21 protein-coding genes are annotated in these 21,280 nt (G+C 64.0%); 9 read left to right on the top strand and 12 right to left on the bottom strand.

Annotated features, from left to right (window positions below; all coding sequences use genetic code 11):
* Positions 1–102: 102 nt before the first annotated feature.
* Both JQ597_RS13805 and JQ597_RS13800 read left to right on the top strand, forming a co-directional pair.
* Entirely contained in the window at positions 103–552 is a 450-nt protein-coding gene (locus JQ597_RS13805) for a cupin domain-containing protein (protein WP_212264816.1), read from the top strand.
* 228 nt (positions 553–780) lie between these two features.
* A complete protein-coding gene (locus JQ597_RS13800; RefSeq protein ID WP_212264815.1) occupies positions 781–3,045 on the top strand; it encodes a fused MFS/spermidine synthase in 2,265 nt (754 codons plus the stop codon).
* Positions 3,046–3,060: 15 nt separating this feature from the next.
* Here the strand turns inward: JQ597_RS13800 and JQ597_RS38285 are convergent, their stop codons facing one another.
* From JQ597_RS38285 to JQ597_RS13770, 7 genes are all read right to left on the bottom strand, one after another.
* Complete coding sequence (locus JQ597_RS38285) at positions 3,061–4,356, bottom strand: methyltransferase family protein (RefSeq protein WP_212264814.1); 1,296 nt, start codon at positions 4,354–4,356, stop codon at positions 3,061–3,063.
* Positions 4,349–4,729 (bottom strand): hypothetical protein, encoded by a 381-nt coding sequence (locus tag JQ597_RS13790; RefSeq protein WP_212264813.1) that lies wholly within the window; start codon positions 4,727–4,729, stop codon positions 4,349–4,351. Before JQ597_RS13790 ends, JQ597_RS38285 begins: the two co-directional genes overlap by 8 nt.
* A gap of 90 nt (positions 4,730–4,819) precedes the next feature.
* Positions 4,820–5,590 carry an exodeoxyribonuclease III gene (locus JQ597_RS13785; RefSeq protein ID WP_212264812.1) on the bottom strand — a complete coding sequence of 257 codons (771 nt, stop codon included), beginning with the start codon at positions 5,588–5,590 and terminating at the stop codon, positions 4,820–4,822.
* 15 nt (positions 5,591–5,605) lie between these two features.
* On the bottom strand, positions 5,606–6,901 hold the full coding sequence (gene alr, locus JQ597_RS13780) for an alanine racemase (protein WP_212264811.1): 1,296 nt from the start codon (positions 6,899–6,901) through the stop codon (positions 5,606–5,608).
* A 175-nt stretch (positions 6,902–7,076) separates the two neighbouring features.
* Complete coding sequence (locus JQ597_RS13775) at positions 7,077–8,579, bottom strand: replicative DNA helicase (protein ID WP_212264810.1); 1,503 nt, start codon at positions 8,577–8,579, stop codon at positions 7,077–7,079.
* A gap of 314 nt (positions 8,580–8,893) precedes the next feature.
* Positions 8,894–9,016 (bottom strand): hypothetical protein, encoded by a 123-nt coding sequence (locus JQ597_RS38090; RefSeq protein ID WP_283813416.1) that lies wholly within the window; start codon positions 9,014–9,016, stop codon positions 8,894–8,896.
* A 372-nt stretch (positions 9,017–9,388) separates the two neighbouring features.
* A complete protein-coding gene (locus tag JQ597_RS13770) occupies positions 9,389–10,639 on the bottom strand; it encodes a cyclopropane fatty acid synthase (protein ID WP_212264809.1) in 1,251 nt (416 codons plus the stop codon).
* 552 nt (positions 10,640–11,191) lie between these two features.
* Between JQ597_RS13770 and JQ597_RS13765 the strand changes: the two genes are divergently transcribed.
* The 3 genes from JQ597_RS13765 to JQ597_RS13755 all read left to right on the top strand — a co-directional run bounded on the left by JQ597_RS13765 (position 11,192) and on the right by JQ597_RS13755 (position 13,124).
* Entirely contained in the window at positions 11,192–11,869 is a 678-nt protein-coding gene (locus JQ597_RS13765; protein WP_212264962.1) for a pentapeptide repeat-containing protein, read from the top strand.
* A gap of 188 nt (positions 11,870–12,057) precedes the next feature.
* Complete coding sequence (locus JQ597_RS13760) at positions 12,058–12,663, top strand: TetR/AcrR family transcriptional regulator (protein ID WP_212264808.1); 606 nt, start codon at positions 12,058–12,060, stop codon at positions 12,661–12,663.
* Positions 12,660–13,124, top strand: a complete 465-nt coding sequence (locus JQ597_RS13755; RefSeq protein ID WP_212264807.1) for a PaaI family thioesterase — start codon at positions 12,660–12,662, stop codon at positions 13,122–13,124. The genes JQ597_RS13760 and JQ597_RS13755 overlap by 4 nt, the downstream gene beginning before the upstream one ends.
* A gap of 53 nt (positions 13,125–13,177) precedes the next feature.
* Here the strand turns inward: JQ597_RS13755 and rplI are convergent, their stop codons facing one another.
* The 4 genes from rplI to rpsF all read right to left on the bottom strand — a co-directional run bounded on the left by rplI (position 13,178) and on the right by rpsF (position 15,643).
* Positions 13,178–13,777 (bottom strand): 50S ribosomal protein L9, encoded by a 600-nt coding sequence (rplI, locus tag JQ597_RS13750; RefSeq protein ID WP_212264806.1) that lies wholly within the window; start codon positions 13,775–13,777, stop codon positions 13,178–13,180.
* A gap of 55 nt (positions 13,778–13,832) precedes the next feature.
* Positions 13,833–14,804 (bottom strand): hypothetical protein, encoded by a 972-nt coding sequence (locus tag JQ597_RS13745; protein ID WP_212264805.1) that lies wholly within the window; start codon positions 14,802–14,804, stop codon positions 13,833–13,835.
* Between the two features lie 123 nt (positions 14,805–14,927).
* Positions 14,928–15,167, bottom strand: a complete 240-nt coding sequence (rpsR, locus tag JQ597_RS13740) for a 30S ribosomal protein S18 (RefSeq protein WP_002711478.1) — start codon at positions 15,165–15,167, stop codon at positions 14,928–14,930.
* 5 nt (positions 15,168–15,172) lie between these two features.
* Positions 15,173–15,643 carry a 30S ribosomal protein S6 gene (rpsF, locus tag JQ597_RS13735; RefSeq protein WP_211994594.1) on the bottom strand — a complete coding sequence of 157 codons (471 nt, stop codon included), beginning with the start codon at positions 15,641–15,643 and terminating at the stop codon, positions 15,173–15,175.
* Between the two features lie 329 nt (positions 15,644–15,972).
* Between rpsF and JQ597_RS13730 the strand changes: the two genes are divergently transcribed.
* Positions 15,973–16,704, top strand: coding sequence for a TetR/AcrR family transcriptional regulator C-terminal domain-containing protein (locus tag JQ597_RS13730; RefSeq protein WP_212264804.1), 732 nt, complete (start codon positions 15,973–15,975; stop codon positions 16,702–16,704).
* Complete coding sequence (locus tag JQ597_RS13725) at positions 16,701–17,726, top strand: fatty acid desaturase family protein (protein ID WP_212264803.1); 1,026 nt, start codon at positions 16,701–16,703, stop codon at positions 17,724–17,726. Before JQ597_RS13730 ends, JQ597_RS13725 begins: the two co-directional genes overlap by 4 nt.
* On the opposite strand, the gene JQ597_RS13720 is transcribed toward JQ597_RS13725, so the two are convergent.
* Entirely contained in the window at positions 17,723–18,961 is a 1,239-nt protein-coding gene (locus JQ597_RS13720) for an MFS transporter (protein WP_349628830.1), read from the bottom strand. The two genes, JQ597_RS13725 and JQ597_RS13720, sit on opposite strands and share 4 nt — an antisense overlap.
* Positions 18,962–19,301: 340 nt before the next feature.
* Between JQ597_RS13720 and fabD the strand changes: the two genes are divergently transcribed.
* Together fabD and fabG are read left to right on the top strand one after the other, a co-directional pair.
* Positions 19,302–20,255, top strand: a complete 954-nt coding sequence (fabD, locus tag JQ597_RS13715; protein ID WP_212264802.1) for an ACP S-malonyltransferase — start codon at positions 19,302–19,304, stop codon at positions 20,253–20,255.
* A 22-nt stretch (positions 20,256–20,277) separates the two neighbouring features.
* On the top strand, positions 20,278–21,015 hold the full coding sequence (gene fabG, locus JQ597_RS13710; protein ID WP_212264801.1) for a 3-oxoacyl-[acyl-carrier-protein] reductase: 738 nt from the start codon (positions 20,278–20,280) through the stop codon (positions 21,013–21,015).
* Positions 21,016–21,280 lie beyond the last annotated feature (265 nt).

The raw sequence follows: 21,280 nt of genomic DNA, 5'->3' as shown, positions 1-21,280 counted from the left end.
TTGCGGGCGGGCGCCAGCAAGGCAGCATGCGGGTTCCCCCGGCTGGCGGTCGCGGGCAAAGCTGCTAGGATCGCCTCAAATCCAAAAAAACGGAGGATCGCCATGGACGCCGTGACGCCGAAACACCCAGAGACCGCAGACACGCATTCGCATCTCGTTCGCCCGGCCGACATGGAGTGGCAGAAGACCCGTTTCCCCGGTTGCGAAGCCAAGACGCTGCTGTTCGATCGCAAGACCGGCCTGATGACCGCGCTGATGCGGTTTCAACCCGGCGCGGTGCTGCCCGACCATGAGCATGTCAACATCGAGCAGACCTACGTGCTCGAAGGCAGCCTGGTCGACAAGGAGGGGCCGGCCGAGGGCATCGTATGCAAGGCCGGCGAATACATCTGGCGCGAGCAGGGCAGCCGTCACGTCGCCTGGTGCCCCGAGGGCGGGCTGATGCTGGCGATCTTCCAGGTCCCGAACAAGTTCTTCGAGGCCGACGGCCGTGTCGTCGATGCTGCGGGCGAGGACTGGGACCAGATCTGGGGCCATACTAAGAAGGGCTGATCCGCGGGGCATTTGCCTTGCCGAGCCGTAGCTCGCGGGCCGAGCAGCCCGCCTTCGCCTGCGGCTTTGGCGCGGCAGCCTTCACGCGCTTCGCGAGCGAAGGCTGGAACCTGGCAAGGCGGCCTTTACCATGGCGCAGGTTAGCGGTTCCCGGCAGCCGGATTAAGACTTTGCTCAGGACTGATTGGCTACCGTGCAACCCTAAATTGCCGGTGTGCCAGGGGGACTATGTCGCTTTTTAATGCTTCCGATCGGATTTCGCCCGACTGCGATCGGCAGGCGATGGTGGTCCGGCTGACGCCGCTGCTGTATGTCGCGACGCTGTTCGTCTCGGCGCTGCTATTGTTCTCGATCCAGCCGATGTTCGCCAAGATGGTGTTGCCGAAGCTCGGCGGCGCTCCCGCGGTGTGGTCGGTGGCGATGGTGTTTTTCCAGACCGTGCTGCTCAGCGGCTATGCCTACGCGCATCTGCTGAACCGTGTGCTTCCGCCGCGTTGGGCTGCAGTGTTCCACCTTGCGCTGCTCGGCGCAACCGCGACGATGCTGCCGATCGCGATCGCACCTGGATGGGGTGTTCCGCCATCGGATGGGACGGCGCTCTGGCTGTTCGGCCTGTTCGCGGTCTCGATCGGCCTGCCATTCTTCACGCTGTCGGCCAGCGCGCCGCTGCTGCAAAGCTGGTTCGCAGGCAGCGGGCACAGCCGGGCCGGCAATCCCTACGTTCTTTACGCCGCGTCCAACCTTGGTTCGTTCGCGGCGCTGTTCGCCTATCCCGTCGTCATCGAACCGTTTCTCACGTTGAAGACGCAGGCTGCGGCGTGGTCGATAGGTTTTGCGCTGCTCGCCATGCTCCTGAGCCTGGTCGCGGTGTTGACGTCGCGCGCGAAGCCTGTCGCCGCAAAGGTCGAGGTTTCTGACGATATGCGCGCGAGTACCGGCGAACGGATGCGGTGGATCGCTCTCGCCGCCGTGCCATCGGGGCTCGTCATCGCGGTCACTGCCTATCTGACGACCGATATCGCCGCCGCACCATTCCTGTGGGTGGTGCCGCTTGCGATTTATCTGCTGACTTTCGTCGCCGTGTTCCGCGAGCGGCCATGGATCGGCCACGCCAATGTGGTGCGCTTCGTTCCGTTCGCGGTGGCGCCGCTCGCGGTCAGCCTGATCGGCGGTGAGAAGGTGTTCTGGCTGACGACCATCGCCCTCAACCTCGTCGTCTTCGCGCTGCTGACGCTGATGTGCCACGGCGAACTTTACGCGCGGCGGCCGAGCCCGCGGCGGTTGACGGAGTTCTATCTCTGCACGTCACTTGGCGGGGTGATCGGTGGCGCCTTTGCGGGGCTGGTCGCGCCGCAGATCTTCAATGGCAATTACGAATATCCGATCCTGATCGCGCTCGCGCTGTTGTGCGCGCCTGGCATTTTTACCGGAGGCGTCCGCAAGGCGCTGACCGGCGCGTTGCCATGGCTTGCGATCAGCGCAGCGCTGGCGCTGGTCTGGTACGTCACGCGCTATCAGCCGCCGGCGACATTGGAACTGGCTTTCCAGGTGCTGCTGGCGCTGCTGGCAGCGGCGACGCTGTTTCAGCGGCAACGGCCGATGCGCTTCGTCGGGCTCGTGATCCTGAGTTTTGCGGTGACCGCCCTGTGGCGGCCCGGCATTGCGCCGATCGAAACCGCGCGCAGTTTCTTCGGCGTCCATAAGGTCGCAGAGATCAACGGCGGCAGTGCCCGTTTGCTCTACCACGGCACCACCATTCATGGCGCGCAGCGGTTGCGCAACGATGATGGCACGCCGGTCACCGGACCGCTCTTGCCGCAGACCTATTACTATCCGGGTGGTCCGTACGCGGAAGCCATTGGCGCCGCCCGTGCCGCGCGGGGCAGCCTTGACCATGTGGCCGTCGTGGGCCTCGGTACCGGCACGCTGGCCTGTCATCGCAAGGGTAGGGAGCGCTGGACCTTCTTCGAGATCGACCCCGAAGTGATCCGGATCGCGCGCGATCCGCGTCGCTTCGAGTTCCTGTCGAAATGCGCCCCCGATGCGCCTATTGTCGCCGGCGACGCGCGCCTGACGCTGGAGGCATCAACCGACCGCTATGATCTGATCGTGCTCGATGCGTTCTCGTCGGATGCGATTCCGGTGCATCTGCTGACGCGCGAAGCGGTTGCGGGTTATCTTTCAAAGCTCACGCCGCATGGTGTGATCGTGGTGCATATCTCCAACCGGTACTTCGATCTCGCGCCTGTTGTGGGTAACGTCGCGCAATCCCTTGGGCTTGTCGCCTACCTGCGCGAAGATACCAGCGCCGGCGATCTGCTGACCACGATGAAAGCCAATGCACGCCTCGTTGTCCTGGCGCGCGATGCGGCCGCCACCGGCAGCGTTGCCGCAAGCTGGACGCCGTTGCAGCCGGACCGGTCGAGCGCGCTGTGGACCGACGATTACTCCAATATTCTTGGCGTCATGCTGCACAAGAAATTCGGCGGGTAACGCCGCACGCAGCCGTCACGACCTGGACCAGAGCGCGAGCCGCGTGTTCAGGCGTCGCAATGGCACGAGGAAGGTGACGAGTTCGACGAAATGATTGGCGCCCGGCAGGCGAAACATCCAGCCGATGAAGGCCGGGATGCCGCCGAGATGCTCGAGCGCGCGCCCGAACGCGGCGATGCCGACGGCATCGAGATCGGGATCGCTGCTGACATAAACGATGCGCTGGCGCTCGAGGCTTGGACGCGCGGGTGCTACCTCGATGGTCAGCCCGTCGGCGGCGCGCCGCATCAGCCAGGCCCACGCCTTGGCGTCGCGACCGGAGTCAGGAAAATGCAGCGTCGCGGTGCGCGCGATATAGGGACGGCGCCGAAAGCGCCAGTCGCGGACCTCGGCACGATAACGCTCCCAGTCTTCCGGCATGGCGAGTGCGATGTGGGCGCGGTTGTACCAGGCGGCGAAAATGCCGTCGAACACTAGAAACATGATCGGCAGCGACCAGGCCGCGCGCGAAGCCACCAGGATCGCGAGCGCCGCCATCACCAATGCCGATGTCAGCTGCATCGGATTGGCAATCGATGCGTAGGGGCCACTGGTCACAACGCGTTTCGGCGGATCGTAGGGGATCGGCGTTCCCCGGCCGACCAATGCGAATTCGTGCGCGGCGGCCCAGCCGATCAGCAGCGAGGGCAGTCCGATCAGGAGCGCCACGATCCATCGCCACGGCGTGGCTTGCGCAAGCGCGTCGATGTAGTCGCGTCCCTCCCATGCCAGCACACACGCCGGGAGCACGAGCAGCATGTAGCCGCCCCAACCGAGCGCATGGAAACAGGTCCGCAACACGGGAAAGCGGTCGGCTTCCGTCAAGCGGGCAAGCATCAGCGCCGGAAGCAGCGCGAAGATGACCGCGACGATTTCGCCAATCAGCCAGTTGTCACCGAGCACCACCAGAGGCTTGAGAAGCGGCATGGATATGATGTCGGCGGCGACCAGACCGGCGATCACGAGTGGCATCGGCAATTTGCGTGAGGCGAGCACCGCGATCGGTCCCCACCAGATCGCCCACCCGATCCAGAGATCGACCGGCAGACCGAGGACGGATGCGGCATCAGGTTGAAACCGCCACCAGCCCGCTTGCTGGGCGTACCAATTGAGCAACAGGAGCGCCGGCAATTGCCAGAGGCCGCCCAGCATCGCCGCGGTCGCCTGCCGCGGCGAGCATCGGACCAACACCAGCATCAGCATGGCCGCGAGGGTCGGCCCGATGAGGAGGGTGGTCCTCGCCAGCGCGACGAATTCGGAGCTGTCAGTCACGGCGGCGTTCCCCGTAGAGCCAGCCGATCGCGACCGATGAGGCCAGCAAGGCCGGTACAGCGAGGATCATCGGCGCGAGCCACGGGCCCGACAAGGTGCCGATGGCGCAGCCGGCCACCGTCAATCGCTTGGCCAGCCGCGAGATCAGGGCGGGAGGGTCAGGCGCGAAGGCCAATGTAATGCCGAGCAGCGCCGGAAAGAGGATCGTCAGCGCCATCCGCTCAAGCGGCCAGACATGCTGATAGATCAGCAGTGAAGTGCCGGCACATGCCACGACCACGAATGAGAGGCCCTGCGCCCAGCGGTCGCGCCACTGCGGCCGCAGCTGCGTCGATCCATAGGGATAATCCGGACCGGCCTGGGCAGGCGGCATGGCAACGACCTCCGGCGAGAGCCTAGCCGCAAAGCCCTAATGAAGTTTAGGAAACTTGGCTTCAAATGGAAGCAATGCGGCGTTGGCCGTCTACTTCAACACGATCCACGCTGGGGCGTGATCGCTGGCGCTGTCTTCGCCGCGGATCTTGCGGTCGACGCCGGCTTTCAACAAGCGCGGCGCCAGCACGGGGCTCAGCAGCAGATGATCGAGCCGCAGGCCCGCGTCACGCGGCCAGCGGTTGCGCTTGTAGTCCCAGAACGTGAACATCGGCTTTGACGGATGCAGCGTGCGGATGGCGTCGGTCCAGCCTTGCGCCGTCAGCGTCTTGAACGCAGCACGGCTTTTCGGCTGGATCAGCGCGTCCTTGTCCCAGGATTTGGTCGGATAGATATCCAGTTCGGTCGGCGCGACGTTGTAGTCGCCGGCCAGCACCACGGGGAAATCCTGCTTGATGAATTTCGCGGCGTGCGAGCGCAGCCGCTTGAACCAGTCGAGCTTGTAGTCGAACTTCGGCCCGGGCTGCGGATTGCCGTTCGGCAGATAGAGACTGGTGACGATGACGCCGTTGACGGCGGCCTCAATGTAGCGCGCCTCGTTATCCCCAGCGTTGCCGGGCAGGGCGGTCCGCGTCAGTACCGGTTCGGCGTTGCGCGCCAGGATGGCGACGCCGTTCCAGGTCTTCTGGCCGCGCCACACCGCGCCATAGCCGGCCTTCTCGATTGCAGCAGCCGGAAAATCGGCGTCGGCCGATTTCAACTCCTGCAACGCCACGACATCCGGTTTTGCCGAACGCAGCCAGCGCAGCAAATTGGGCAGGCGGCGATTGATGTTGTTGATGTTGAAGGTGGCGATCTTCATGCCTGACAGGAATTGTCAGGTCGGCAGCGGAGGCGGGGCCTGAGCTGGCGCGGCGGCCGGTTCAGCGGTCGCGGGCACTGGTTCGATTGCCGGTGGTGTTGACGCCGTTACCGACGGCGCCTCCAGCTTTGCCTCGCCGCCCTTGTAAATCCGCGCATAGCGCTTGCCGAGGCTGGTCAGCACTTCATAGCCGATGGTGCCGAAATGATGGGCGAGTTCATCGACCGTGATGCCTTCGCCGATCAGCGTCACCATGTGGCCACGCCGCACGGCGTTCTTCTCCAGATCGGTGACGTCGACCGCCATCAGGTCCATCGAGACGCGACCCGCGATCGGGCAGCGCTTGCCGGCGACCACCACCTCGGCGCCCCGGCTGCCGTCATTCGAACTGGCGGCGCGGAAATATCCGTCGGCATAGCCTGCGGAGACGATCGCGACCCGCGTCGGCCGCCGCGCGGTCCAGGTGCCGCCATAACCGACGGTCTCGCCCTTTTCCAGATTGCGGATCTGCACGATGCGCGCCTTCAATTCGACGACCGGCTGCATCGGATTGTCGGCTTCCGGTGTCGGATTGATGCCGTAGACGGCGGCGCCCGGCCGCACCAGTTCGAACTGGAACTGCGGCCCCAGGAAAACGCCGGACGAATTCGCCAGCGACGCCGGCACGCCCGCGAACAGGCTCGCGATTTCGCGGAAGGTCGTGAGCTGCTTGGCGTTGAGCGGGTTGTTGAGGAGTTCGGCGGAGGCGAGGTGGCTCATCACAAGCGTGATGCCGTGATCGCCGGCATTGATGCGCGGAATGATACCTTGCGCCTCGGTCACGGTCAGGCCGAGCCGGTTCATGCCGGTGTCGATGTGGATGGCCGCACCGCCGGACCAGCCCGAGCGGCGGCAGAACACGTCCCATTCGGCGAGTTCGTTGAGATCGCCGATCACGGGCTTGCAGTCGAGCTTGGCGTAGGCGTCGCCGGTGTTCTGGAAGAAGCCGTCGAGCGTATAAATCGTGACGGTGGGCAGAGCCTCACGGACCACGCGGGCTTCCTCGAGCGTCGCAACGAAGAACGTCTTGCAGCCGGCGTTGGCCAGCGCGCGCGCGACCTGTTCAGCGCCGCAGCCATAGGCGTCCGCTTTCACCACGCCGGCGCATTCGGCCGGCACGGCGGTCTTTTCGAGCTTGCGCCAGTTGGCGACGATGGCGTCGAGATCGACGGTCAGCACGCCGGTGACGCTCGCCAGCGCGGCGGCCTGGTTCGCCTCGGGCGAGAGCAGGGTGCTGGTTGGGATGGATTTGGGGTCGGATGCGATGTTCATGCCGCATTTTACGCGGGCGAACGCCATGGTTCAACCGCGCAGAAGGCAGGACTGGGGCACGATCGGTCCTGATTGATCAGAACCGATCGCGCTCCAGATTATTGTTTTGACGTGTTTTCTTCACGCGAACCTAGCACCACCCCGGATCAAGTCCGACGCTTCGCTGGAAACCGCGCTAGGGCGCGCGGTAGGGTAGATTATCCCCTTCGGCGAAATCGCTAAACCGCGTGAACTGCCCCTCGAATTGCAGTTGGACCGTACCCGTCGGTCCGTGGCGCTGCTTGGCGATGATGACCTCGGCCTTGCCGTGAGCGAGCTCCATGTCGAGCTTCCATTTCTCGTGCTCGGGCGTACCGATTTTGGGTTCCTTGTTCTGCAAATAATATTCCTCGCGGTACACGAACAGCACCACGTCGGCGTCCTGTTCGATCGAGCCGGATTCGCGCAAGTCAGCCAATTGCGGGTGCTTGTCGTCGCGGCTTTCGACCTGTCGCGACAGCTGCGAGAGCGCGACCACGGGAATATTGAGTTCCTTGGCGAGCGCTTTCAGGCTGGTGGTGATTTCGGTGACTTCCTGCACGCGATTGTCGTTGCCGCGCTTGCCGGAGCCCTGCAGCAGCTGGATGTAGTCGACCACGATGATGTCGAGGCCCTTCTGCCGCTTCAGCCGCCGCGCGCGCGCCGTCAATTGCGAGATCGAAAGGCCGCCCGTTTCGTCGACGAACAGCGGCAAGTGCTCGAGCTTGATGGTGTAGTCGCGGATCCTGTCGAATTCGTCCTGTTTGATCCCGCCGCGGCGGATCATGCTGGACGCAATGCCGGTTTGCTCGGCCAGAATACGCGTGGCGAGCTGTTCGGCGGACATTTCGCAGGAGAAGAAGCCGACAACGCCGCCATTGACCGACTTCATGGTGCCGTCGGCTTGAACTTCCGCCTGGTGCGCTTCGGCGATGTTATAGGCGATATTGGTGGCAAGCGCGGTCTTGCCCATGCCGGGACGTCCGGCCACGATGATCAAGTCCGACCGCTGCAGGCCGCCCATCTTGGAGTCGAGATCGCGGAGGCCAGTTGAAATGCCTGACAATTTTCCGTCGCGCTGATAGGCGTTGGCCGCCATATCGAGCGCGGTCTTCATCGCCTGCGCGAAACGCTGGAAGCCGCCGTCGTAACGGCCGGACTCCGCCAGCTCGTAGAGCTGGCGTTCGGCGTCCTCGATCTGCGCGCGCGGGGCAAAATCCACCGGCGCGTCGAACGCAACGTTGACCATGTCCTCGCCGATCCGGATCAGATCGCGGCGCAACGCCATGTCGTAGATCGTCCGGCCGTAATCCTGCGCGTTGATGATGGTGGTGGCCTCGGCCGCGACACGGGCGAGGTACTGGCCAACCGTCATGCCGCCAATATCAGTCTCGGCGGGCAGGAAGGTTTTCAACGTGACGGGCGTCGCCACCTTGCCCATCCGGATCAGGCTGCCGGCGGTCTCGTAGATCGCCTGATGAATCGGTTCGAAGAAGTGTTTTGGTTCGAGGAAGTCCGAAACCCGGTAGAACGCGTCGTTATTGACCAGGATCGCGCCAAGCAGACTCTGTTCGGCTTCGATATTGTGCGGCGCACTCCGATAGGCCGGAGTTCCCGCGTCGGGGGCAAGCTTCAGAATGTTCGAATCAGTCAGCGCCATGCTCGGAATTGTTCTTCGGATTTGGGTCGGTATTTGGGATGCCGGATTGGGGCGGCGATAAAGCGCTCCCCTCGTGCCGAGCGGAAGTACCTACATGCCTTATGCCCGATTCACACAAGCGAGATGTGAATCCCCGTCGGTCGTTGCGGCATTGCACTTGACGGGTTTTGGCCAAAACCGCGCGGCGGCCGGGCGGTGCCACCGAATTCACGAAAATGTTGGGAAAGCTGTTAGGGCCAACTGAACTTTATCGCCAGTTGGACAGACCTATCCAAGGCTGCGGAGGTCATCCGGGCCGCGATGTTAGCGATTGATCAAGCCAGGATGAGAAAGATCAACGCGATCAGGGCCGAGCCGATGCCGGTCGCGATCAAGGCGTAATCGACGATGAGATCGGCGCGAGGGACGAGCGAGGTTGAGTAGGTTTTCTGGGCCATTCAGTAGTTTTACGGCAATCAGCCGGCGAACTCTGTGAACCAGATCACATCCGAGGGGCTTTCTGGCCGGCATCCTGGTCGAGGAATTCGGGAACGGGTTTTAGGCTTTCGGGTTGGTTAAGAGCAGGGATCAAGGACAAGACGATGGGTCAACAGCTCGGTACATGGCGATCAGGAAGCGAGCAGCGTGCTTGGTTGTCGATGTTGATCGACACCATGGAACTTGTCTCGCGCCCGGAATCGCGTGTCGCGCCTTGCGATATCGACGTCTTGGACGCTCTGCGCGCGCAACTCGCGCGCCCCGCTACTGCCGGAATAGCCTACGGCTCGGGCTACAGCTTCCGAAACTAAGACATTCAGCTCAAAACCGGCCTACTCGCCCGCGATTTGCAGCCGCGGTTGCTTTCCGGTTTCGATCCCGCGCAGCCGCGCCTCTTCGCGCGCGATGTAGTCGCGCGTCATCGGTACGACGCCCTGGCGCTTGGTGAGCTGGATCTGGAAGTTCATCAGGTTCTGCTTGCGGAACGACATCTCCGACGCGGCCAGATAGAATTCCCACATCCGGGCAAAGCGTTCATCGTAAAGGCGCACGGCCTCTTCGCGCCGCGCCATGAAGCGCTCGCGCCAGGCTTTCAGCGTCTCCGCATAGTGCAGCCTCAGAATCTCGATGTCGCAGACCAGAAGCCCGGCGCTCTCGATCGCCGGCGTCACTTCGGACATCGCGGGGATATAGCCACCCGGGAAAATATACTTGGTGATCCAGGGGCTGGTCACGTCGGGGCCGGTCGAGCGGCCGATCGAGTGCAGTACGATGATCCCGTCGTCGCTGAGTAACTCGGCGCATCGCTTGAAGAAGGTTTCATAAAACCCGACGCCGACATGCTCGAACATCCCGACCGACACGATCCGGTCGAACGGACCCGGAATGTCGCGGTAGTCGCTGAGCAGGAATTTCGCCTGACGGCCCAGCTTTTTTTCCCCGGCGCGGGCGTTAGCGACCTGCAATTGCTCGGTCGAGAGCGTAATGCCGGTAACATCGGCGCCGGTCATCTCGGCCAGATAGAGCCCAAGGCCGCCCCAGCCCGAGCCGATGTCGAGCACGCGGTCGCCGCGCCCGATTCTGAGCTTGGCGGCGAGGTGGCGCTTCTTGGCCAACTGGGCATCATCGAGCGTGGCATCCGGCGTCTCGAAATAGGCGCAGCTATATTGCTTGTCGGCGTCGAGGAAGAGCGAATAGAGCCGCCCGTCGAGGTCATAATGATGCGCGACATTGTTTCGTGACCGGCCGCGCCAGTTGAATTGGCTGATGTGCCGGGCGAGATAGCGCATCCACCATTGCAGCCGGGCCCATTGCGGCACCATGGCAGGCTGATCGAGCAGGATCGCGAGCGCGTCTGCGATCGAGCCATTTTCGACGACGAACGTGCCGTCCATATAGGCTTCGCCCAGCGCCAGTTCGGGATTGAGGAGAATCCGCCGCTCGGTGCGCGGGCTCAGGAACCGGGCCGATACCGGCCGCCCGGTGCCGTCGCCGCAGGTAAATGTGGTCCCGTTCGCGGCCGTGAATGTCATCGTGCCGCGGCGGATGAACTGTCCTAGGAAATAACGCAACAAACGATCCATCAAAGCACCAATGGAACGACCGGCCCGTTACAACCGACGCACGGCGGGAACGAAGGTTCCCATGTGCGTCAACCAGATCATAATCGTGATCAACCCGACGGGCTAGGGCGTTGTAGTCAAAGCGGATATTCCAAAATGTGGAGATCACGCAGTTGCGTCACAAGTGAGCTTCCATTCGCAGGATAATCGGCTAAAAGGTGACCGCCGTCGGCCGTGTTGCGCGACGCTGGAAGCGATTCCAATTGGAGAAGCAGGGAATGTTGAGCCGAGCGCTCAGTCTGGCGACGGTGATGCTTCTGGTTGGCTGTCTGATGGCGCGGGCTGAAAACCTGGAGGCCGGCAAGACCCCTTCCCAGATCTTCGCGGGTACCTGCAACGCGTGCCACAAGAGCCCCCGCGGCCTGTTGAAGAACGTTTCGGCATCGTCGCTGCCCGGCTTCCTGCGCCAGCACTACACCACCAGCAGCGAGATGGCCGGGGTGCTCGCCTCGTTCCTGATATCGAACGGCGCCGCCGACACGCGCTTTCAGAGCAAGGATCAGCCGAAGACCGATGCGGCAAAGGGCGCCAAGCAAGAGGCTGCCAGGCCGGATCAGCCCGGCCGCCGGCAACATCCCGCCGCCACGCAAGAGGCGTCCCGGCCCGACGCCGATGGCCTCACGCCGCAAGGCCCCGCACGCGAGAGCAGGCGACGGCCGGGCCAGCAGCCGGCCGATGCCGCCAGGCCCGCCGATGGCCAGACGCCGCAGGCCGCGACCGACAGCAAGACGGGCGCCAAGCAGAAGCTCGGCAAGCGCGGCAAACCTGCCGAAGAGCCGCCGAAACCGGACGAGGCGGCCAAGGAAGAGGCCAAGCGCGAAACCGCCAAGGTGGACGCCGGCGAAAAGCCTGAAGCCGCCAAGCCGGCGGGCGAGGGGATCTCTGACCCGAGCAAGTCTGACCCGAGCAAGTCTGAAACAGGCAAATCTGAAACAGGCAAATCTGAAGCGAGCAAGCCTGAAGCAGCCAAGTCTGAGACCGCCAAGGTCGATGCGCCCAGGGAAACCGGCGGCAGCGAACCAACGCCGCTGCGGCCTGATCCAGTTCCTCCGGTCACGCCCGCGCCGGCCGCCGCCGCGCCGCCCCCCAGCGGCACATCAGAATCAGCCGCGATTCCGAGAGAGCCAGCCGCCATCCCGAGCCCGTCGGCGCCCGCCGCAGCAACTGCGCCGGCCACTCCGCCCGAGGTGACGGCAGTTGCGCCGCCTCCACCGGCGGTCGTGCCGGCCGGGCCGCCCGCACCGCCGATTTCCCAGTAACGCCGCGTTCCAACAACGCACACCAATAACGTTCGCGAAGGAAAGCTCGCGAGCGGACTTGCTCAATCATCGCTAGAGTAATACTCTAGAGCAGTGATCTAACCGGCGAGGTTTGGCGTGGTGACCACGGCGCGAGAGGATTTGCTGGCGGCGGGACTGGCGGTGTTCGACCGCGACGGCTTTGAGGGCGCAACCGTGGCCGCCATTCGAACCCGGGCGCGCGCGTCCAACGGCAGCTTCTTCCATTTCTTCGGATCGAAGAAGGAGCTGGCCGGCACGCTGTTCCTGGAAATCTTCGGCCGCTATCACGCCGCAGTACTCGCCGGGATCGACGAATCCTGCGGCGCCAGACAAGGCGTGGCACGGTTGATCCATGGGCATCTTGACTGGGTCGTGAACAACCGGCGCGAGGCGCGCTATCTGTTCGAGATTTCGCGCAGCGAATGGACCGAAGAAATCCGTGGTGCGCAGCGCGCGCAGAATTCGCGTCTCGCCGAGGCCGTCGAGCGCTGGCGCGCGCCGCTGATCGCGCGCGGCGAATTGCTGCCGATGACGGCGACCTTGTTCTTCAGCCAGATCATCGGACCTGCGCAGATTTTCTGCCGCGCCTGGCTGTCGGGCCGCGACCGCGCCGATCCCAGGGACCACGCCGACACCCTGATCGCCTGCGCCACCCGTGCGGTGGTCGCCATCGATGCCGGCCACATAACAGGAGAGACCCCATGATCGCCAATACCGATCCGGAGTTCGCGCCGATCGCCACGCGCATCCGCGATAATGTCGGCCGCCAGGGTTTTATGACCCATATCGGCGCGGAGCTGTCCGAACTGACGCGCGGTTCCTGCACGCTCGCGGTCGACCGCCGGCCGGAGCTGTTGCAACAGCACGGCCTGTTCCATGGCGGCGTTACCGCGTTTCTGGTCGACAATGCGACCACCATCGCGGCTGCGACCTCGCGCGGCCAGGCGGCGCTCACGGCTGAATATAAGTTGAATCTGTTGTCGCCGGCGGTGGGCGAGCGGCTGATCTGCCGGGCGCGGGTGATCAAGCCCGGACGTCAGGTCGCGGTGGTTGCGGCCGATGTCTATTGCCTCACCGACGGCGTCGAAAAGCACACCGCAACGGCGCTGGCCTCGATCGCGATGCTCGACGAGAAAGCGGCGGCACGAATCCCAAGCCCGGCCTGATCGGCCGGGCTTGGTTCTCACATAAACAGAGGCGCGATAAAGAGAGGCGCGCGTTACTTCTCGGTCGCAGCCGGAGCCGGCGCTTCGTCGTCGTGCTGGGCTTCCGGATCGAAGAATTCGCCGGCGGCGGCCAGCGCCTCGGCGGCGGCGTCCTGATCTTCCTGACGGCTCGAGATGTCTTCGCCGCGGTTGATGCGCTCGGCTTCATCGGCACTGCGTGCAACCGTGACGCTGACGCTGACTTCGACTTCGGGGTGCACGGCGATGGCGATCGAGTGCTTGCCGATGGTCTTGATCGGCGCGTCCAGCATGACCTGGCTGCGGCTGATGGTGACGCCGTCGGCCTCGAAGGAAGCGATGATGTCGCGCACGCTGACCGAACCGAACAACTGGCCGGTTTCGGAGGCCTGGCGCAGCACGACGACGTTGCGGTCGTTGATCTTCTCCGCGACCTTGGTGGCTTCGCCCTTGGCCTTGAGGTTGTTGGCCTCGAGCTCGGCCTTCATGCCGTCGAACTTGGCGCGATTGTCCGACGTTGCGCGCAGCGCCTTGCCGCGCTTGAGCAGAAAGTTGCGGGCAAATCCGTCCCTGACTTTGACGACTTCGCCCATCTGACCGAGCTTGGCGACGCGTTCCAGCAAAATGACTTCCATATTCGTTCTCCTTTTGAAGTGGTGATGATCCGGTTTGAGTGGATGGGTGGAATGGTTACGCTGCAGGCACCGGCGGTGGTCTGCCGCGCATAAAGCGTTGGCGAAATCCGAATACGGCGTCGGCGAGGCCAAGCACGACCAGTGCCAGCACCGGCCAGCCGAACACCACGACGACGGCGTAGGCGCAGGACAGCCAGAACGCGCGGCCGTTCAGCGCCAGTGTCAGCGTGTGCAGCACGGCAAAGCCCGTGATGGCGTAAGCCATCAACAAGGCGGTGGCCGTGATCTGCGCGAACAACGCAACGAGCCCGCCGACGAAACAGAATGCGAGGGCGACCGACAACGCGACCAGCGTCATCGGCGGCAATTCAGCGCTCTTCAAGTCCGGCCAGGGCCGGTGCAGGCGGCCCGAGGTCGCCGTGATCTTGCCGGCGAGCCAGAGGTTGAGCGTCAGCGTCATCATGGCGACGATCGCGGCTGCCGGCGGCGCGATGATTGCAAGCGCGCTAACCCACCGCTCGGTGTCGCCCGATGGCGCAGCATTGCGAGGCGTCAGAATTCGCATCAGGCCGCGTTTCAGTGACGCCGTGATCGCCTCGGCGTCGCTGCCGAGCGTCAGCATGGCGGTGATCGTGGTCAGCATCGCAAAGCCTGCAATCCACAACAGGATGCGGCCGACCGGATACCATTCCACGGCAGCCGCGGCAGGCGGGGCGCCGTTGCCTGCTTCCTCGGCGGGCAGCGGTCGTCCGAGCAGCGCGAGATGGCCGAGCCACCAGGCGGGCAGGGCGACGGTAATGACAAAGGCGACGCAGTAGGGCAGGCCGAACATCAGCCCGAGGCCCGAAGCCGCCGCGATGCCGCCGATCGTCGCCGCAAGCGGTCCCCATCCAAGCGCGGCCACCATCAGTGGCAGCGGGGCCAGATAGAACAGCAGCAATGAGATCAGCGCGCCCGAGATGATCGAGGCGAACATCAGCGCCGACGCAGAGCCGGCCGCAAGCGCAATGAGTATGATCACGATCATCAGCTGTCCCGCTCCCTTCGAGCGGTTAGAGGTCTTTGGACCCCAACCATCGGCGACCGGACGACCCGGAAGCCTTATGAAAAGTCGCGATCGGCGGCACGGATGCCGCCGATCGAAATCGTCTTAGCGAATAACGTAGGGCAGCAAGCCGAGGAACCGCGAGCGCTTGATGGCGCGGGCGAGTTCACGCTGCTTCTTGGCGGAGACGGCGGTGATGCGGCTCGGCACGATCTTGCCGCGCTCGGAAACGTAACGCATCAGCAGCTTGGAATCCTTGTAGTCGATCTTCGGCGCATTCGGACCCGTGAACGGGCAGGTCTTGCGGCGGCGGAAAAACGGACGGCGTGCACCAGCTTCAGCCATGATTCTTACTCCTCAACCGCTGCGTCTTCATCGCGCGGACGGCGCGGGCCACGGTCGCCACGGAAGCCACCGCCTTCACGGTCGCCACGGAAGCCGCCTTCGCGGTCACCACGGAAACCACCACCACCACGGTCGTCGCGTTCGCGGTCACGATCGGCCTTGCGCATCATGGCGGAGGGACCTTCCTCGTGCTCTTCGACGCGGACGGTGAGATAGCGGATGACGTCTTCAGAGATCCGCTCCTGCCGCTCGATCTCGGTGACCGCAGCGGAGGGCGCATCGATGTTCATCAGCACGAAATGTGCTTTGCGATTCTTGTTCATGCGATAGGTGAGGGAGCGCACGCCCCAGTTCTCGGTCTTGGTGATCTTGCCGCCGAGCCCTTCGACGATGCCCGTCATCTGGGTGGTCAGCTCTTCGACCTGCTGGGTGCTCGCATCCTGACGCGCGAGAAAAACATGCTCATAAAGAGGCATGGGTGTCCTTTCCTGTGTTGGCGCGGTTCCCGGCGGCAAGCCCTTCGAGACCTTCGGAAAGGACTCGATAATGCTCAGAAGGCGGAAGCACGGGACGACGGGCCAACTGGCCCTGCCACATCAACATCGCCGAAAGGTGAGATTGCTGAGACCGTCCGTTCAGCTCCCGGCCGGGATCCACGGATGCGCGGTTTATAGAGATTTTGAGCCCGCTGGCAAGCGTTGATGCGGGATTTTGGCCCGGTTGATGCCATGGCCGACCTCTGCCTCCAAGGACCCAATTGACATATTTGTTTGTATGTCATACAAATAAAAGACGAGAGGGCAAAATGGCTCCCAAAATGGTTTCCGAGTCCGTCGAAACCGCTCAGGCACTGGCCGGCGACCCCAAGCACGCCGTCCGCGCCACGCGTTCCGCCGGACGCCAGATGCGTTCCCGCCTGCTGGATGGCGCCAGCCGCCTGTTCAAAGAGCGTGGCCTTTCCGGCACCTCGATCTCGGATATCGCTGCCGCTGCCGACGCGTTTCCGAGCCAGATCACCTATTATTTCCGCACCAAGGAAGCGCTGTTCGTCGAGGCCGCCTGCCGCGACATGCTCTATGTCGCCCGTGCGGCCGAGCAGGCGGCGTTGTCGGCGCACACGCCGCGCGACTACACGCGCGCGCTGGTCGAGAGCGTGACATCAACGGATTCGGTCGCCTTCTTTGCCGAAGCTCTGACGCTGACGCGCCGCCGCCAGGATCTCGCGCCGCTGGTGGAGCGCACCATCGAACGGCTGCACGGCGAGGGCCTGCGCGCCTATTCGAACCAGATCGAATGCCACGGCTGGAGCACGCTGCGCGATCCCGACGCGACCTCGCGGCGATTCTGGGCGGTCGCGATCGGCGTGATGGTCGAGGGCTATGCCATGGGCCGTTCGGCCGAAGAATTATCCGCAGAGATGCTGCGCGTGCTGGGCGAGCAGGCGACGACGAAATCGGCCGGCGACGGCGGCCGCCTGCGCCTCGTCGGCAATCCCACATCCGCTTCAGATTCAACCGAAGGGGAGACATCGTCATGACCGCGCTTCGCATGCGTGCCCGTGATTTCCTGTCCGAGGATGAATTGATCGCCGTGCGCCGGCGCTCGACCTGGAAAGGCGTTGCCCTGATCGTTCATGCCTGGGTATTGATCATTGGCTCGATCGCGCTGGTGGCGTGGTGGCCCAATCTGCTGACGTTTCTGCTGGCCGTCGGCATCATCGGCTCGCGCCAGCTCGGGCTTGCGATCCTGATGCATGACGGCGCCCATGGCTGCCTGTCGGCCGACGAGAAAACCAATCTGACTCTGAGCCAGTGGTTCTGCGCCTATCCGGTTTTTGCCGAGACCCGCGCCTATCGCCGCTATCATCTGCAGCATCATGCGCGCACCCAGCAGGAGGATGATCCCGATCTCATCCTGTCGGCGCCGTTTCCGATTACGAAGATGAGCTATCGCCGCAAATTCCTGCGCGATATCACCGGGCAGACCGGCTATCAGCAGCGCAAGGCGCAATTGCTCAACGCGCTGGGTCCTGCGGAATGGCCACTGTCGAAGCGCGCTGCCCATTTTTGGGAAAAGCTTGGTCCGCAGTTCGCGGTCAATGCGGTGATGTTCGCAGGCCTTGCCGCTGCCGGGGTGTGGTGGGCCTATCCGCTGTTATGGCTGCTGCCGCTCTTCACCTGGCAGATGGTGATCACCCGCATCCGCAATATCGCCGAGCATGCCGTGGTGCCCGACAGCAGCGATCCCTTGCGCAACACCCGCACCACGCATGCCGGCTTCCTCGAGCGGCTGTTCATCGCGCCCTATTACGTGAACTATCATCTCGAGCATCATCTGCTGTTCTACGTGCCCTGCTACAACCTGCCGCGCGTCCACAGCATTCTGAGCCAAAGCCGGCATGCGGACCGCATGGAGGTGCAGCCGAATTACGCTGCCGTGCTGCGGCTCGCCACCGCGAAGCCAAACCAGCAGGATCGTCCGGGCCAGCTTGTGAGCAGCGCGCGCCGTGCGCGGGCCGGGGCGGAGGTCGGCGGCGATCAGAAGGCCGGCGGCTTCTAGCCGCCGCTAACGCGTGTTCGGCCGGCTTGCGGATTGGCGCGGCGAAACAGCACGAACAGAAACGCCAACAGCACCGCGGCCGACAGGGCGAGCGACCAGTGAATGCCGATCGCCGCGCCGAACAGGCCCACGGTGATGCCGCTGAAGGCCCGCATGCCGAGCCCGGCCATGTTGAACAGGCCGACGACGCGGCCGCGAATGTCGGCGGGGGCATTCAGCTGGACCATGGTCTGCGCCATCGTGTTGAACGACAGCTCGAAGAAACCTGCGGCGAACAGCAGTGCGATCGCAAGCGAGTAGATCCCGACCGACGCGAACGCGAGCAGCGACAACGCCCATAGAATGGCAAGGACGATGGCCGTCTGAGGCGTCGCTCTGAGCCGTCCCCACGCTTCCAGCGCGATGCCTGCGAGGAGCGCGCCGGCGGCGTCGGCCGCCAGCAGCACGCTGTAGGCCACGCCGGGGTCGCCGTGGCCGAGATCGATGGCAAAGCCCGGCATCTGGGCGTGATAGGCGTTGCCGATCATGAAGGAGGTCAGCCCGGCGAGCAGCGTCATCGAGATCAGGACAGGGTAGGTGCCGATGACACGGATGGTCTGCACGATGTCGGAAAGGCCGCGGACGGCGAGGCGCTTTGCCACTGCGCCCTGGGCGCTGATGGGTGCCCAGAACAGCCAGAGCAGCATCGGGAGATAAAAAAGCGTGTTGAGAATGATGCCGTGGGACGGGCCGAGTGCCAGCATGATCACGCCGCCCGCGGCCGGACCGACCAGGATTCCCAAATAGCGCGCCATCGCGTTCAGCCGCACCGCGCTCGGCAGGTCGGCGGGGCCGACGATATCGTAAAGCAGCAGCTGGTTCGGCGTCTGCCACAGCACGCCGGCGCAGCCGTGGATGACCAGGAGCAGCATCGCGTGCCACATCTGAAGCGTGTCGGTGACGAAGAAAACTCCCCATCCCGCCGACGCCACGATGAAAAGCAGCATTCCGCACTGAATGATGCGGCGTGGATCGAACCGGTCGGCGAGCCCGCCGACGGCGACGGAAAACAGCAGAAATGGCAGCCAGTGCGACAGCACCGCAAAGCCCGCCAGCGCCGGCGAATGGAATTTCTGGAACACCACCCAGTAGCTGATCACGTGCTCGACATTGTCAGCCATCATGGCCAGCACGTAGGCGATGAACTGGGCCCGATAGGGCCGCGACTTCATGGCCGCGAACGAGCTTGACGCCACGGGTTTCGCAGAAGGTTCAGGACTCAAGAGATCACCTGGGTAAGACTTATGAGCACGACTTGGCCGGGGCTCGGCGATTGCGGGGCTGGCGCGGCATCCGTTTCCGCTCGCGCCGTTACACGCTTGTTACATGGCGCTCAAGACAGCAGGAGCTGCTCCGGTGCCGAAATAGCTGGGTTGATCGATATCTGCGATGATGCCGGCAAGCGCCGCGGCGAGGTTCCGGGCGGCGTAACCAATTTTGCACCGCGATTGCTTGTGCGATGCACGCTCCGTCCGGCTTGACAGGGCGGCGAAAGCCGGTGTCTTACGGCTGCACTTGAAGGAGTTTTCAGTCAAAATGACCGCAGCATTCACCTTTCCGGGCCAGGGGTCGCAGGCCGTGGGCATGGGCAAGGCCCTGGCGGACGCCTTTCCGGCCGCGCGGGCGGTATTCGACGAGGTCGATGCGGCGCTCGGCGAAAAGCTGACCGCGATCATCTGGGAGGGGCCTGCCGAAACCCTCCAGCTCACCGAAAATGCTCAGCCGGCGCTGATGGCAGTGTCTATCGCGACCTTGCGCGTGCTGGAGACCGAGGCCGGCTTCTCGGTCGGGCGGGATGCGGCATTCGTGGCCGGTCACTCGCTCGGCGAATATTCGGCGCTGGCCGCGGCCGGCAGCCTCAGCCTCAGCGATACCGCGCGCCTGTTGCGCACCCGCGGCCTTGCGATGCAAAAGGCCGTGCCGGTCGGCGTCGGCGCCATGGCCGCGCTGCTGGGTCTGGACTACGAGGCGGCGGTGGCTGTCGCGGCTGAAGCTGCGCAAGGCCAGGTCTGCCAGGCCGCCAATGACAATGGCGGCGGGCAGGTGGTGGTCTCCGGCGACAAGGCCGCGGTCGAACGCGCGCTTGAAATTGCAAAGACCAAGGGCGCCAAGCGCGCGATGCTGCTGCCGGTGTCCGCGCCGTTCCATTGCAAGCTGATGCAGCCCGCGGCCGACGCCATGGCGAAGGCGCTGGCCGATGTGACGATCAAGGCGCCGGCTTCGCCGCTGGTGTCGAACGTGCTGGCCGCGCCGATCACGGATCCCGATGAGATCAGGCGCCGCCTGATCGAGCAGGTCACCGGCACCGTGCGCTGGCGCGAGTCGGTCGCCTATATGGCGGGCCACGGTGTCACGCGATTTTTCGAGATCGGCGCCGGCAAGGTGCTGAGCGGGCTGGTCAAGCGCATCGCCGACGGTGCCGTTGGCGTATCCGTCGGCGGGCCCGGGGACATTGCCGCCGCCAAGGACGCATTGGCGGCTTCAGCGTAAGCGCGCCGAAAAGGAGACTTCGATGTTCGATTTGACGGGCAGGACGGCGCTGGTGACCGGCGCGACCGGCGGCATTGGCAACGCCATCGCGCAGGCACTGCATGCGCAGGGCGCGACAGTGGCGATCTCGGGTACGCGCCGCGAAGTGCTGGATGCCTTCGCCACCAAGCTCGGCGAGCGCGTTCACGTGCTGCCGTGCAATCTTTCCGACAGCGCGGAAGTCGAGGCCCTGGTGCCTGCGGCGGAGGCGGCGATGGGGCAGGTCGATATCCTGATCGCTAATGCCGGCATCACCCGCGACAACCTGTTCGTGCAATTGCGCGACGAGGATTGGGACGACGTCATCAACGTCAACCTGACCGCGACCTTCCGCCTGGCGCGCGCCGCGACCAAATTGATGATGCGCAAGCGCTTCGGCCGCATCATTGCCATCACCTCGATCGTCGGTGTGACCGGCAATCCCGGACAGGCCAATTACACCGCGTCGAAGGCGGGAATCATCGGCCTGATCAAGACGCTTGGCGCCGAGTACGCCAAGCGCAACGTGACCGCCAATTGCATCGCGCCCGGATTCATCAAGACACCGATGACGGATGCGCTCAACGACAAGCAGCGCGAGACCATCCTGTCGAAGGTTCCTGCAGCGCGGCTGGGAACGCCCGAGGACATCGCCGCGGCGGCGGTTTATCTCAGTTCGAACGAGGCGGCTTACGTCACCGGGCAAACCATCCACGTCAACGGCGGAATGGCCATGATTTGAGCCGGTTAACGGCCCGATCGATGGGCTCAAAGGCGGTTTCGGGGGGCCGGGCGAGGGCTTGTAGTCAACGGTAGGGAAGTATGATAACCGAACCACCGACGGATGGGCAAACAAGGCCATTGCAGGATTTTGAAACCCTGTATATTGGCGTGGCGACGCCTGCCGTTCGCCGGGCCTTTATCGGCTACCACCGTGCCGAATCAAGACTATGCGCGATTGCGAAGGAAGTTTAACGACCACGATGGCTCGTATCGTCTTGCGGTAT

The organism is Bradyrhizobium sp. AUGA SZCCT0177 (genome assembly GCF_018130125.1).
In the GTDB taxonomy this organism is placed as follows: Bacteria; Pseudomonadota; Alphaproteobacteria; order Rhizobiales; family Xanthobacteraceae; genus Bradyrhizobium.
The sequence above is the reverse complement of the archived record's forward strand: the minus strand, read 5'-3'. Positions and strand labels throughout refer to the sequence as shown.

Coding starts and splice junctions, on each gene's coding strand:
- JQ597_RS13770 (WP_212264809.1), bottom strand. CDS start 10,639: ATGGATCGTTTGTTGCGTTATTTCCTAGGACAGTTCATCCGCCGCGGC.
- JQ597_RS13730 (WP_212264804.1), top strand. CDS start 15,973: ATGGCTCCCAAAATGGTTTCCGAGTCCGTCGAAACCGCTCAGGCACTG.
- JQ597_RS38090 (WP_283813416.1), bottom strand. CDS start 9,016: ATGGCCCAGAAAACCTACTCAACCTCGCTCGTCCCTCGCGCCGATCTC.
- JQ597_RS13805 (WP_212264816.1), top strand. CDS start 103: ATGGACGCCGTGACGCCGAAACACCCAGAGACCGCAGACACGCATTCG.
- JQ597_RS13725 (WP_212264803.1), top strand. CDS start 16,701: ATGACCGCGCTTCGCATGCGTGCCCGTGATTTCCTGTCCGAGGATGAA.
- alr (WP_212264811.1), bottom strand. CDS start 6,901: ATGAACATCGCATCCGACCCCAAATCCATCCCAACCAGCACCCTGCTC.
- JQ597_RS13765 (WP_212264962.1), top strand. CDS start 11,192: ATGCGGCAAAGGGCGCCAAGCAAGAGGCTGCCAGGCCGGATCAGCCCG.
- JQ597_RS13745 (WP_212264805.1), bottom strand. CDS start 14,804: ATGATCGTGATCATACTCATTGCGCTTGCGGCCGGCTCTGCGTCGGCG.
- JQ597_RS13785 (WP_212264812.1), bottom strand. CDS start 5,590: ATGAAGATCGCCACCTTCAACATCAACAACATCAATCGCCGCCTGCCC.
- rplI (WP_212264806.1), bottom strand. CDS start 13,777: ATGGAAGTCATTTTGCTGGAACGCGTCGCCAAGCTCGGTCAGATGGGC.
- JQ597_RS13775 (WP_212264810.1), bottom strand. CDS start 8,579: ATGGCGCTGACTGATTCGAACATTCTGAAGCTTGCCCCCGACGCGGGA.
- rpsR (WP_002711478.1), bottom strand. CDS start 15,167: ATGGCTGAAGCTGGTGCACGCCGTCCGTTTTTCCGCCGCCGCAAGACC.
- rpsF (WP_211994594.1), bottom strand. CDS start 15,643: ATGCCTCTTTATGAGCATGTTTTTCTCGCGCGTCAGGATGCGAGCACC.
- JQ597_RS13755 (WP_212264807.1), top strand. CDS start 12,660: ATGATCGCCAATACCGATCCGGAGTTCGCGCCGATCGCCACGCGCATC.
- fabG (WP_212264801.1), top strand. CDS start 20,278: ATGTTCGATTTGACGGGCAGGACGGCGCTGGTGACCGGCGCGACCGGC.
- JQ597_RS13790 (WP_212264813.1), bottom strand. CDS start 4,729: ATGCCGCCTGCCCAGGCCGGTCCGGATTATCCCTATGGATCGACGCAG.
- fabD (WP_212264802.1), top strand. CDS start 19,302: ATGACCGCAGCATTCACCTTTCCGGGCCAGGGGTCGCAGGCCGTGGGC.
- JQ597_RS13800 (WP_212264815.1), top strand. CDS start 781: ATGTCGCTTTTTAATGCTTCCGATCGGATTTCGCCCGACTGCGATCGG.